Consider the following 12241-nt stretch of genomic DNA (forward strand, 5'->3'; position numbering starts at 1 on the left):
TTCGTTCCGTGCCATTCTAGCCCAGGGGCCCACCACACGCCAACGACGTCGTCACGATCGCTGGCATCGCATCGCAAAGCCATTCGCAGTCGGCGTGACGGTAATGTCGCCGTGTTCGATGGTGCACGTGAACACGCCGCCCGCTTCCTTAACGGCATCGATGCAGGCATCGGACGGATGGCCGTATCGATTCCCTTCGCCCGCGCTCGCAAGGGAAAGCTCGGGCTTCAAGACGTCCAGCAACTCACCATCGACTGAAACCTTGGAGCCGTGATGCCCAAGTTTAAGCACATCGATATCCCCCACCTCATGCACGAATTCCCGTTCTTGGTCGAGCTCGGCATCGCCGGTGAGGAGTATGCGCAGGCCCTTGCCTTCCTGAACATATGAGAGCAGCAGGACAAGCGAGTCCTCATTTCCCTCGCCATCAACGGACTCGAATGGCCACATCACGCGGGCGCAAAATAAGCCGATATCGACCGTATCCCCACGGCGCACCTGCCGATACTCCACGCCTGGTCGGTTCAATACCCCGGCAGGAGCATCCTCCAGCGCATCCGCCGCCACGGCAATCGTTCCAACCGAAAACTGTTCGAGCACGGCAGGCAGACCACCCCAGTGATCCTCATCCCAATGCGTCACAAAGACGGCATCGATATGGTGCACGTTATTGCGAACCAACGCCGCCACCACGCGCTCGTCGAGCCCGCAGTCGACGAGTGCTACTGCGCCGCCCTGGCGGATAAGAATCGCATCGGCCTGGCCCACATCGAGCACCGTCACCGAAGGCGGAGCGAATCGATCCCAGTAGGCGTACGGAATCGCAGCCAAGAGCACCAGGCATGCAAGCCCCACCGCCATAGGACGTGCACGGGGACGCGGCCACCAGACCAGCAGAACCGCCAGCAAACACGGCACTAGGTAAATCCACATGCTATCGGGCGGCACGCTCACGGATGCACCCGGCACGGCGGCAAACAGCTGCTCGAAGAACAGCGCGCAACGGGAGGCAATCATGGGCACAACGAGCGCCCAAGTCCGCAACGGTGCCACGAGCGAAAAGGGAACCAGCACGATCGACACGGGAAGCAGTACGCTCACCACCGGACCGATGACCGCATTTGCCAGCGGAGCAATGAGCGAGAACGTACCGAAGGCAGGAATGGTAATGGGAAGTGTCGCCAGTTGCGAGCACAGCGTGACGGAAAGCATGCTGGCAACGCCCGATGGCACACCCAGCTCGCCCAAAGCGTAGGTCGCATAGGGGCAAAAGCACAGAATGGCTAAGACGCTGGCACATGAAAGCTGAAAGCCCATCTCGAACAGCACCGTCGGCCGCAGTAGAACAAAGATGGACATGGTAACAAAGAGTGCCGAAAGGCCGTGCCGGCGACGCCCCGCGCCGTTTACGACAAGCGTCGCGAATACCATGCAGCACGCGCGCACGGCCGAGGGAGACGCGCCCGTAAAGGCAGCGTAGCCCACAAGCGTTATCGCCAGTATCGCCCGCTGAAGACCACGTGAGCACCGAGTCTTTTGCAATAAACCCTCGATTACAAACCCCACGATAGCCAAATGGCTGCCCGAGACGGCGATAAGATGCGCCGTTCCCGTCACCGAAAACCAGTCGCCCGCCGGCTGGGCGCGCAGCTCGGCCGAACGACCGCAGACGACACCGGCTATGAGCGCACGCGCCGGGTCGGTCGCAGCCGCGATGGACGCAAGCAGCCCATTTCGCAGCCGAAGCAGCGGCCCCGGAGAGCCCTCATCGACCGGCACAATCCGAACGGCTTGAACCTTGCGCACCTCGCCTCGGAGCACGCGCGATCGTCCATACGCATCGTTCTCAAAACGCGAAACGCGACCGATAACACGCACGTGCGCCCCGACCTTGAGCTCACGGTCAAACGATAGGCGAACCGTTGCCAGGTTCTTACCGTCCGCGCGTGCCTCGCAGGTATAGGAATACACGTCGTCGTTTATGGATGGATCACCCTGCACGACAAACTCGAGGCTGCTTGCCGCTCGACCATCGAGCGCCTTCGAGGCACTCAGCGTGCCCACAGCCCACCACACCGAGACGACCGCTCCCGCCACGAGACCGACGGACGCGGCATACAGCCACCGCTTCCAAGGGGCAAGCCGCGCACAAGATTGAGCCAGCACAACGAATACCGCCGCCGCAACGGGAATGGCCCATAGCGGCCCGACCGCCGGAGCCCGCTCCCTCAGCAGCGCATCAGCGACCATGTTGAGCACCAAGACGCAGCTCATGCACATGCCGGCACACAGGGCCATCGTCCACGGCATCAGGGGCCGCGGAGGCATCACGTGCTCGCGCTCGGTCGCACTCATACGCAGATGCAATCTTTGATTTTGGCAAGCTTCTTCTCGCCGATTCCCGACACACGCATCAGATCGTCAACCGAAGAAAAAGCACCGTTCTTTGTCCGCTCATCGATAATCGACTGGGCCATAGAGGGGCCGATGCCCGAAAGCGTCTGCAGCTCTTCTGCGCTTGCCGTATTGATGTTTACTAGGCCTGTTGCGCCATCCGCGCCCGATGATGCGGAAACCCCACCATCAACACCGGCTTCCGCAATGGACGCCTGCTGCTCCCCTACCGTTGGAACATGGATTTTTTGTCCATCAGTGACCTTAGATGCCCGATTGAGCCCCGTAACGTCTGCCTCGGGCGCCAGCCCGCCGGCGGCATCAATCGCCTGAGCCACCCGCGCGCCGTCCTTGAGACGATATACGCCGGGCGACACAACGGCGCCATCGACATCGACATAGACCTCTGCCGCGGCAGAAGCCTTAGTCGAAGAGCCTTCGGATGTCTTTCCGCTCGAAGCATCGCCGGATCCCGGCTCCACTAACGAGCCCGTACCATCAGTGCGCTCAAACGACACACCGCCGGCACCGCCGCCAAGGTTCGCCATCGCCAAGCCGCTCGCCATCGCAATGACGCCCAGCATCGCCATCACCACTGCCTTATGACCGAGCAGCTTGTCCGCCCAGCGGTCCATCTTTTTGACCCGTTCGTGTTGTTCGCGCTGCGCCATAGCAAAACCTCCCAACAACATCGTGTCAGGAAAAGAGCCCTGCAACAGCCATGCTTCAAAACCGGTTTTCGCGGTCAAACCAAAAGCTGACCAAAACCTTGCACAAATCTGTCCATTTATTCAGGCACACGTCAGCAAATGAACACTTAGCCGCAAAATGCCCAGATAGCAAAAGACCGACGATGCAAAATCACCGCCGGTCTATGCACAAATTTACTCGTGATCTTGGTAAATCTCACGCGGAGCAAGCTCCGAATGTTTGCGTTTTAAGGTCTTAGGGGCCTTATACGTGTTGCTCTCAAAGTCGATGTACTCGGTCTGCTTGAGCAGGCGCTCGATCATCTCCTCGTGATCGAACAACTCCCAGGCCTCATGCACGGCATCGAGTTTAGCGTGCGTCTCGGGACGACGCGGCATAAATAGCGTACAGCAATCGGGAGCGGCTTCAGTCGAGATATCGAACGTACCGATCTCCTCGGCGCGCGCGATGATCTCCTGCTTGTCCGAACCGATGAGAGGGCGGAACACGGGGATCTTCACGGCCTCGTTGACGGCCATGATGTTCTCAAGCGTTTGGGAGGCAACCTGCCCAAGCGATTCGCCCGTAACGATGGCCTTGGCGCCCTCGATGTGTGCAATGCGCTCGGCAACCGAATACATAATGCGGCGATACATGATCACGCGCAGATTGCTGGGACAGGTGACCGAAATCTCACGCTGGCAGTCGCCAAACGGTACCACGTACAGGCGGCCGATCTGGACACCCGGCTCAAGCGCACGGATGATGTCCTGCACCAAATACTCGCTCGTATCGGGCGTCTGCGGACGACCAGAGAAATGTACCGGCACGCACACCGCGCCGCGACGCGCGAGCATCCAGGTCGCCACCGGAGAATCGATACCCGACGACAGCAGCGTCACGACCTTGCCGGCAGAACCCACCGGCAGACCGCCCACGCCGCGCTCGGAGCGCGCATACACATAAACGCTACCCTGGACCACCAGTACGTGCACCATCGCATCGGGGTCGTGCATTTGAACCTTTTTATCGGGGAAGGCCTCACACAACACCTCGCCCACCTGACGATTGATGTCAATCGAGGTGAGCTCATAGTCGGTATTGGAGCGCTTGGCGTGCACCTTAAACGAATCGAAGGAACCAAACTCGCGCAGCGCCTTCACGGCGGCGGCACAGTACTCCTGGGGGTCGCGATTGGTGTGATACGCCAAAGACACGCGAGCAACGCCGGGAACGGTGCGAATGACACGCGCCGCCTCGTCGGCCTGATGCTCGTTAAAGGTCACGAGGATATAACCGGAAATTCGAGACACGGCATTCACGGAAAAGGCGGCCAAGGCCGCCTTGATGTTATCCATGAGGATATGCTCAAAATGTGCGCGGTTCTTACCCTTCAGTCCAACCTCGTGATAGTGGACCAGGCAGACGCGAGCCGCCATTTAGGCTTCAGCAACCTTGTGGCCGAGCGCCTTCTCGTAACGGGCCTCGTCGTAAGAGATGTCGCCGTCGACAATCTCGTCCATAGCCATCGAGATGGTATCGGCACCGGAAAGCCCGATGGTGATGTCATCGACATCCTGGACGGCAAGCACACGGTTGTGCTGGCCACGCAGCATGCTATTGATGTCGCAGGCGCGCTTGGAGGCAAGCGAAGCGAGCAGGAAGCGGTTGTGATCGGTCTTCTCCAGAAGATCGTCAATGCAAGGCTTTACAACGGACACGGACCTCAGATCCTTTCATGCATATCGAGAACGCGAACGAGCTCATCGGTCGCGCGGTCGAGATCGTCATTAACCACGACGTCGTCGTAGCGGTCGGCAAGGGCAAGCTCATCGGCGGCGTTTGCCATACGCAGCTCAATCGTCTCGGGCGTCTCGGTACCGCGACCGACTAGACGCTCGCGGAGCACCTCAAGCGAAGGCGGCTTGATAAAGATCAGCACGGCCTCGGGGAAACGCTCCTTCACCTGCAGGGCGCCCTGGACATCGATCTCCAAAATCAGAGACGCGCCCGAGGCGAGCTTGGATGTGACCTCGCTCACCAACGTGCCGTAGCAGTTACCGTGGACCTCGGCCCACTCAACAAACTCGCCGTTTGCCACGCGGCGGTCGAACTCCTCGCGCGTCAGAAAAAAGTAGTTGACGCCGTCGACCTCACCTTTGCGTGGTGCTCGCGTGGTAGCCGAAACCGTCAGGCCCAGGTTCGAGCGGCGCTCGCGCACACGAGTGACGAGCGTACCCTTGCCTGCGCCTGACGGTCCAGAAATCACAAAGAGCTTGGAATCCTGAGCGCTCACTTATTTGGTCAGCTGCTCGAGGAGCTGCTCGCGCTGACGGACGCCGAGGCCCTGGACGCGACGGGTAGCGGAGATACCGAGCTCCTCCATGATCTTGGCGGCCTTGGCCTTGCCATAACCAGGAAGAGACTCGATGAGGGTGGAAACCTTCATGCGGGAAGCGATGGGGTCATCGGAGTTGAGCACGGACTCGAGGGACTTCTCGCCCTTCTTGATCTGCTCGCGAAGCTCAGCGCGGGCGTGACGTGCGGCAGCAGCCTTCTCAAGAGCCTGCTTGCGCTGCTCATCGGTAAGCTGAGGGAGTGCCATTCGTACCTCCAAATAGTTGGGTTATATCTGATTCAATAATTGGCATTTTAGCACGTAGAACGTACAAAATGCCCAGTCGCGGCTCCATAGGTTAGACGATACCCGCAAAAAGTGCAATATACTGCGCCCAAAGTTAAGCCCCTGACCTGCGATTCCACACAAAGGATGGGAAAGTTTACGCAGGCACAGGGGCTATTTTGTGCTAATGAGACCCAAAAGTGGTGACTTAGGGGAATCTTTTACGCGACGTTTTCGACCAGCTCAGCGACGATGGCGTCAAAGGCGGCAACCGGATCGTCGGCACCGGTGATGGGACGGCCCACCACAATGTGGCTTGCGCCACGCTCGATAGCCTGGGAAGGCGTCGCCACGCGGGACTGGTCACCAAGGGCGGCACCCACCGGACGCACACCCGGAGTCACGATCAGGGCATCGGGGCCCAGCAGCTCACGCATGTCGTGAGCCTCCATCGGCGAGCACACGATACCGTCGATGCCGTTGGCCTGAGCGAGCTTTGCCAGGCGGGCGGCCTCCTCGGCCACGGGCGGCTCGACGCCGATCTCGCTCAAGGCATCCTGGTTCATGCTCGTGAGCACGGTGATGGCGACGAGCTTGGCGCGGTCCTCGCGCGCCTCCTCGGCGCCCTCGCGGCAGGCAGCGAGCATGGCGCCCGAACCCAAGCCGTGGACCGAAAGCAGATCGGCACCGGCAAGCGAGGCCGAGCGGGCAGCACCGCGAACCTGATGCGGAATATCATGGAACTTAAGGTCAAGGAAGACCTTAAAGCCCAGGTCCTTAAAGGTCTTGACGATCTCGGGGCCCTCAGCGTAATAGAGCGTCATGCCAACTTTGAGCCAAGCGGCATGACCAGAAAGCTCGTGGGCGAGCTCGAGTGCGCGCTCACGGTCGCAGTCGAGGGCGACGATCACACGGTCGCGGGCATCGGTCTCTAGCATTCGAAAGCACCTACCAGCTCGTTGATGTCCTTTACGCCCTGGGACTCCGCCCAGGCCTCGAGCTCGTGCGCGATCTTGAGCGAAGCGCACGGATCGACGAAGTTGGCCATACCGACCGACACGCAGGTGGCGCCAGCCAGGATAAACTCGGCCGCATCCTCGCCCGTCATGACACCGCCGACACCGTTGATGGGGATATCGACGGCCTGGGCAACCTCCCAGACCATGCGCACGGCGATGTGGTGGCACAGCGGGCCCGAAAGGCCGCCCTTGGGCTTGGCCACGCGGGACTTGCGGGTATGGACGTCGATGGCCATGCCCTGGATGGAGTTGATGACTGAAAGACCGTCGGCGCCGGCAGCCTCGAGGGCCTTGGCGATCTCGGCGACGTTGACCGGCGCCATCTTCACGAACAGCGGCTTATCAGTCACCTTACGGCAGGCAGCCATAACGGAAGAGGCGCCCTCGGGCGTAGAGCCCATGGCGGCACCGCCGGCGGCGATATTAGGGCAGCTCACGTTGATCTCATAGCCGGCAGCCCAGGGGCACAGCTCAACATACATCTCGAGTGCGCGGACAAACTCGTCAACGGAGTGACCGGCGACCTGGCAGATGACCTGGCAACCGTCCTTGGAGAGCTGCTCGAGCCACGGACCGGACTCACGGGCAAAGGCAGCCACGCCGGGGTTCTGAAGGCCCACGGAGTTGATCATACCGCCGGGAATCTCGGCCATGCGGGGCGCGGGGTTGCCGGGCCAGGGCTCGGCAGCGCAACCCTTGGTAGTGATGGCGCCTAGCTGGGAAACATCAAAGAAGTTCTGGAACTGCCAACCGTAGCCAAAGGTACCGGCTGCGGTGTTGATGGGGTTCTGCATCTTGACGCCGCCGAAATCGACGGCCATGTTCACGGTACCCACTAGAAGACCACCACCTTGGAAGCATCGAACACGGGGCCGCACATGCAGGCGCCCTTCATACCGTCGACCGTCTCGACATTGCAGGTGTTGCAGGCGCCAAAGCCACAGCTCATCATGCGCTCAAGCGACACCTCGCAGTACGCACCGGCCTCGGCGGCAGCGGCGGCGACTTTCTTCATCATGACAGCGGGGCCGCAGCTGGCCACATAGTCGTAGCCGCCCTCGCCGAGCAGCTCGGCTGCCGGGTCGGTGCAAAAACCGTGCGTGCCCAGCGTGCCATCGTCGGTGCACACGTTAACCGTGGCGCCCAGCGCGCGGAACTCATCGACACCCACGGCCTTGGAAGCGGTGCCAAAGCCCAGGCACACATCCACATCAACACCCTGCTCGGCAAGCATACCGGCAAGACACAGTACAGGCGGAACGCCGATGCCACCGGCGACGAGCAGGGCCTTCCTGGTGCCCTCGGGTACCATCCAGCCACGGCCACCGGGGCCCAGCAGGTTAGAGGTGGAGCCAGGGCCCATCTGGGACAAACGACGGGTATCGTCGCCCACGACGGCGTACCACAGCTCGACGGTACCGGCCTCGGCGTCGGCGCGATAGAAGCTCAGGGGCACGCGAAGCAACGAGGACGCATCGCCGGGCACGGCAATGTTCACAAACTGACCGGGCTTGAGCGCACTTGCAAGCTTGGGGGCCGAGATGACGAGCGAGAAGATGCCGTCGGCGATCTCCTGGTTCGAGACGACCTCGAAGTCGTGCATGCGTGCAGTGGAAGGTGTGGGCATAGACGCTCCAATCCCCCATGCGATTGCATGGTCAAAACGAACAGAAAGCGCGGCACCGCAAGGGCACCGCGCACAAAAGCGATAAGGCTATGCTAGCAGATGCAGCCGTCGGCGAGCGTCTGCTTACCGCCGACAAACACATCGGTGGCACGACCGGTAAGCGTGCGGCCGGCAAAACCGGAGTTCTCGGCGCGCGACTCATAACCGTCCTCGCCGACCGTCCAGGTGGCAGAGGGGTCGAACACGGTCAGGTCGGCAACGGAGCCCGCCTTGACCTGAACCTGGTCGAGGCCCAGGATCTCGCGCGGCTTGATGGCCATGAGCTCGACCATGCGGCCCACGCTCATCTTGCCCGTGTTGACCAGCTCGGTGAGTACGAGCGACAGCGAGGTCTCGAGGCCAATCATGCCAAAGGGCGCAAGCTCAAACTCGCGGGCCTTCTCCCACGGGGTGTGGGGAGCGTGATCGGTGACGATAGCGTCGACGGTGCCGTCGATGACACCCTGACGGATGGCCTCGGCATCCTCCTCGGTACGCAGCGGCGGATTGACCTTGAGCGAGGTGTTGTAGGTCTCATCCAGGTCGTTCTCGGTCAGGAACATGTGGTGCGGGGTGGCCTCGCAGGTAACCTGAACGCCAGCGGCCTTACCTGCACGCACGATCTCCAGGCCATGGGCGGTGGAGATGTGCTGGATGTGCAACTTGGCACCAGTCAGCTTGGCGATCTCGATGTCGCGGGCGATCTGGAGCTCCTCGCCGGCAGCCGGCCAGCCCTCGAGAGCCAGACGGGTCGAGACCTTGCCCTCGTTGATCTGGCCGTGGCCGACCAGGTCCTCGTCCTGGCAGTGGCTCATGAAGACCTTGCCGAACATCTTGCCGTAGTCCATGCAACGGCGGAGCATGCCCGCGCCCTGCACGCCGCGACCGTCGTCGGTGAAGGCGACGGCGCCGTGGGCGACCATATCGCCCATCTCGGACATGGCCTCGCCCTTAAGACCGCGGGTCATGGCGCCCGACGGATAGACGCGGCAGTGACCGACCTCGGCAGCGCGGGACTTGACGAACTCCACGACAGTGCCGTTATCGGTGACGGGATCGGTGTTGGGCATGGAGCACACGCCGGTAAAGCCGCCCTTGGCAGCTGCGCGGGTGCCGCTCTCGATGTCCTCTTTGACCTCGTAGCCGGGCTCGCGAAGGTGAACGTGCATATCCACCAGGCCGGGGACGAGGTACTTGCCGGAAAGGTCGCGGACCTCGGCTCCCTCGACGGTGAGATTCTCGCCGACCTCGGCGATCTTATCGCCGTCAATCAGGACGTCAACGACACCGTCAAGCTCGACGGACGGGTCGACGACGTGGGCATTCTTAAGAAGCAAGGCCATTATCGGCACCTCCAAGCAGCAGATACAGGATAGCCATACGCACGCAGATACCGGCGTAGACCTGCTCCAGGATGACGGAGCGTTGCGGGTGGTCGGCCATATAGGAGTCGAACTCGACGCCGCGGTTGATGGGGCCCGGGTGGCAGATGATCGCGTCGGGCTTCATGAGCTTCTCGCGGTCCTTGGTCAGGCCGAAGAGCTTGTGGTACTCGCGAATGGTCGGGAACGGGGCACCCTCGAGGCGCTCCTGCTGCACGCGCAGCATGTAGACGACGTCCAGCTCGGGCAGGACGGAATCGAGGTCGCTCGTCACGTGGTCGCAGCCCAGGACCTCGGGCGACGGCGGCAGCAGCGTGCCGGGGGCGACGGCGTAGGTCTCGCAGCCCATGATCTTAAGGGCGGGGATCAGCGAGCCGCAAACGCGGGAGTGGGCGATATCGCCGACGACGGCGACCTTCAGACCGTGGAAATCACCCTTGTGCTCCCAGATGGTATACAGGTCGAGCAGGGCCTGCGTAGGATGGTTGTGCTTGCCGTCACCGGCGCAGATGACGCTTGCGGGCGAGTTCTGCGTGACGATGTAGGGAGCGCCGGCGTGTTTGTCGCGCACGACGATGCAGTCGATCTTATAGGCGTTGAGGGTCTCGACGGTGTCGACAAGGCTCTCGCCCTTGACCGTGGAGGTCGAGGAGCCGCCAAAGTTAAGGCTGTCGGCCGAAAGACGCTTCTCGGCGAGCTCGAAGGAGCTGCGGGTGCGCGTCGAGGGCTCGTTGAACATGTTGACGATGGTCTTGCCCTTGAGCGTGGGGACCTTCTTGATGGCACGCTCGTTGACCTCGGAGAACGCCTTGGCGGTCTCGAGGATGAGCTTGATATCCTCTTCGGAGTACTCGGTAATGTCGATCAGGTGCTTATGGTTGAACGCCACGGTACTACTCACCTCCCAGCGGCGCGGAGCCCACGTGGGAACCCGGCGCGACGTCGTTAATCTCGACGGCGGTGTGGCCGTCGACTTCCTTCATATATAGGTGCACGTTCTCCTCATGCGACGAGGGAACGTTCTTGCCGACAAAGTCCGGCGAGATGGGGAGCTCGCGGTGGCCGCGGTCAACGAGGACTGCCAGCTCAATGCGGCTCGGACGGCCCAGGTCCATAACGGCGTCGAGAGCGGCGCGGATGGTACGGCCCGTATACAGGATGTCGTCCACCAGCACGACGCGCTTGCCGTCGACGCTGAAGGGAATGTTGGTAGCGTGGATCGCGGGAGCGAAATTGGTCGCATAGTCATCGCGGTAGAAGCTGATGTCCAGGCTGCCGAGCGGAACGTCGACGCCCTCGATCTCCTTGATCTCCTCGGCGAGCTTCTTTGCCAGAAGGTCGCCGCGCGTGACGATGCCGACCAGAGCGAGGTCTTCACAGCCCTCGTTGCGCTCGAGAATCTCGTGCGCGATGCGGGTCATCGCTCGGTTGACGGCGGTCTCGTCCATGATGACCGCCTTGGGGGAAGTCGTGCCCATCGATCTCCTTCCTCACATGTCTTGACTGCTGACACAGTCAAAAAAATAGATGCTCGACCGCTCAAAGCGGACCAGACACCCACAGGAAGGGCTGCTCTTTGGCAGCAATGTAATTCCATGTGGGTATCTCGTACCCCTTTAATGGTCAAGGGATAGTGTAGCCAACCTCGAGCTTAATTGCGAGCATAAATACAGAGCAATCCGTAAACGGAGCCCAATGCTCCATAAACCTATATATATTTGTGGGACGAGCTTGAAAACGCGCGCACGAGCTGGCATAATCCCCTCTGCTGCACGCAAATCGGATCTACGTCCAGGGCCGTGGCGTGAGCACTATCGCCAAAAGAGGAATATCTCTGTGTAGATTACGCACAGTGAGCTGCTTCTGTGCTATAGTTCAGGCTTGTTTGTTAACGCGACATGTTCGTTTGTCGCCCAAGGAGGGTCAGTTATGTCCAAAGTTTGCGAAGTTTGCGGTAAGCACCCCGTTGCCGGTCGCTCCATCAGCCACTCTCACCGCGTCACCAACCGTAAGTTCCGCCCCAACATCCAGCGCGTCTACGTCGTCGTCGATGGTCACCGTCGCAAGATGAACGTTTGCTCCACCTGCCTCAAGTCCGGCAAGGTTGCGCGCTCCTAAATAAGGTCTTACCAACAAGTACCTCGGACTCTCCGGGTCAAAGACCTCGCGTTCATATAGAACTTACCAAAGGCGCTCTCCCCTACGGAGGGCGCCTTTTTGCACTCATTGGGGACAGACTTACATGAGTGTTTTCACGCATTGGGGACAGACATGACGCATGCAAGCGGCACACCGACTGGCTCCGGCCCCTGCCTCACGCTGCATCCTTCCAGCCTGCAGTTGCCTTGGTCACGCTCGTGGCGCCGATACCGGTGATACGAGCAATTTGCGGCTTATAGGACAAAATGTGTGTCCACGTTGGGGGCATCGGCGCAGGTCGATGCCCCTTTTTCAGCCGTTTAAATTC

At 61.0% G+C, this 12241-nt stretch carries 13 protein-coding genes; 1 reads left to right on the forward strand and 12 read right to left on the reverse strand.

The features are described 5' to 3' along the window. Positions 1–51: 51 nt before the first annotated feature. From AB5164_RS01555 to pyrR, 12 genes are all read right to left on the reverse strand, one after another. A complete protein-coding gene (locus tag AB5164_RS01555) occupies positions 52–2355 on the reverse strand; it encodes a DNA internalization-related competence protein ComEC/Rec2 (protein ID WP_368142284.1) in 2304 nt (767 codons plus the stop codon). Continuing rightward, positions 2352–3143: a helix-hairpin-helix domain-containing protein gene (locus tag AB5164_RS01560; RefSeq protein WP_368142283.1), complete on the reverse strand. Its 792-nt coding sequence runs from the start codon at positions 3141–3143 to the stop codon at positions 2352–2354. The genes AB5164_RS01555 and AB5164_RS01560 overlap by 4 nt, the downstream gene beginning before the upstream one ends. Positions 3144–3278: 135 nt before the next feature. Continuing rightward, positions 3279–4523: a tRNA uracil 4-sulfurtransferase ThiI gene (gene thiI / locus AB5164_RS01565; RefSeq protein ID WP_006235944.1), complete on the reverse strand. Its 1245-nt coding sequence runs from the start codon at positions 4521–4523 to the stop codon at positions 3279–3281. Next, positions 4524–4805, reverse strand: coding sequence for a DNA-directed RNA polymerase subunit omega (locus AB5164_RS01570; RefSeq protein WP_035138532.1), 282 nt, complete (start codon positions 4803–4805; stop codon positions 4524–4526). It abuts the gene before it with no gap. A gap of 5 nt (positions 4806–4810) precedes the next feature. Then, complete coding sequence (gene gmk / locus AB5164_RS01575) at positions 4811–5380, reverse strand: guanylate kinase (protein ID WP_006236131.1); 570 nt, start codon at positions 5378–5380, stop codon at positions 4811–4813. Continuing rightward, positions 5381–5689, reverse strand: a complete 309-nt coding sequence (gene mihF, locus AB5164_RS01580; RefSeq protein ID WP_006236130.1) for an integration host factor, actinobacterial type — start codon at positions 5687–5689, stop codon at positions 5381–5383. A 239-nt stretch (positions 5690–5928) separates the two neighbouring features. Further along, a complete protein-coding gene (pyrF, locus tag AB5164_RS01585; RefSeq protein ID WP_271738795.1) occupies positions 5929–6645 on the reverse strand; it encodes an orotidine-5'-phosphate decarboxylase in 717 nt (238 codons plus the stop codon). Then, positions 6639–7547, reverse strand: coding sequence for a dihydroorotate dehydrogenase (locus AB5164_RS01590; protein WP_006236128.1), 909 nt, complete (start codon positions 7545–7547; stop codon positions 6639–6641). Before AB5164_RS01590 ends, pyrF begins: the two co-directional genes overlap by 7 nt. Before the next feature lie 14 nt (positions 7548–7561). Continuing rightward, positions 7562–8329 carry a dihydroorotate dehydrogenase electron transfer subunit gene (locus AB5164_RS01595; RefSeq protein WP_271738815.1) on the reverse strand — a complete coding sequence of 256 codons (768 nt, stop codon included), beginning with the start codon at positions 8327–8329 and terminating at the stop codon, positions 7562–7564. Between the two features lie 116 nt (positions 8330–8445). Beyond that, a complete protein-coding gene (locus tag AB5164_RS01600; RefSeq protein WP_368142282.1) occupies positions 8446–9735 on the reverse strand; it encodes a dihydroorotase in 1290 nt (429 codons plus the stop codon). Beyond that, on the reverse strand, positions 9719–10663 hold the full coding sequence (locus tag AB5164_RS01605) for an aspartate carbamoyltransferase catalytic subunit (RefSeq protein ID WP_055309882.1): 945 nt from the start codon (positions 10661–10663) through the stop codon (positions 9719–9721). Before AB5164_RS01605 ends, AB5164_RS01600 begins: the two co-directional genes overlap by 17 nt. A 4-nt stretch (positions 10664–10667) precedes the next feature. After that, on the reverse strand, positions 10668–11252 hold the full coding sequence (gene pyrR / locus AB5164_RS01610) for a bifunctional pyr operon transcriptional regulator/uracil phosphoribosyltransferase PyrR (protein WP_006236123.1): 585 nt from the start codon (positions 11250–11252) through the stop codon (positions 10668–10670). 451 nt (positions 11253–11703) lie between these two features. On the opposite strand from pyrR, the gene rpmB reads away from it, so the two are divergent. Then, positions 11704–11892, forward strand: coding sequence for a 50S ribosomal protein L28 (gene rpmB, locus AB5164_RS01615; protein WP_022094725.1), 189 nt, complete (start codon positions 11704–11706; stop codon positions 11890–11892). Positions 11893–12241 lie beyond the last annotated feature (349 nt).

It is taken from the genome of Collinsella aerofaciens (assembly GCF_040915425.1).
Lineage (GTDB): Bacteria > Actinomycetota > Coriobacteriia > Coriobacteriales > Coriobacteriaceae > Collinsella > Collinsella aerofaciens_BW.

Bases quoted from the DNA above. Each gene is read 5' to 3' on its own strand.
- mihF (WP_006236130.1), bottom strand. From the start codon at position 5,689: ATGGCACTCCCTCAGCTTACCGATGAGCAGCGCAAGCAGGCTCTTGAG.
- AB5164_RS01590 (WP_006236128.1), bottom strand. From the start codon at position 7,547: ATGGCCGTCGATTTCGGCGGCGTCAAGATGCAGAACCCCATCAACACC.
- rpmB (WP_022094725.1), top strand. From the start codon at position 11,704: ATGTCCAAAGTTTGCGAAGTTTGCGGTAAGCACCCCGTTGCCGGTCGC.
- pyrR (WP_006236123.1), bottom strand. From the start codon at position 11,252: ATGGGCACGACTTCCCCCAAGGCGGTCATCATGGACGAGACCGCCGTC.
- AB5164_RS01595 (WP_271738815.1), bottom strand. From the start codon at position 8,329: ATGCACGACTTCGAGGTCGTCTCGAACCAGGAGATCGCCGACGGCATC.
- AB5164_RS01555 (WP_368142284.1), bottom strand. From the start codon at position 2,355: ATGAGTGCGACCGAGCGCGAGCACGTGATGCCTCCGCGGCCCCTGATG.
- AB5164_RS01600 (WP_368142282.1), bottom strand. From the start codon at position 9,735: ATGGCCTTGCTTCTTAAGAATGCCCACGTCGTCGACCCGTCCGTCGAG.
- thiI (WP_006235944.1), bottom strand. From the start codon at position 4,523: ATGGCGGCTCGCGTCTGCCTGGTCCACTATCACGAGGTTGGACTGAAG.
- pyrF (WP_271738795.1), bottom strand. From the start codon at position 6,645: ATGCTAGAGACCGATGCCCGCGACCGTGTGATCGTCGCCCTCGACTGC.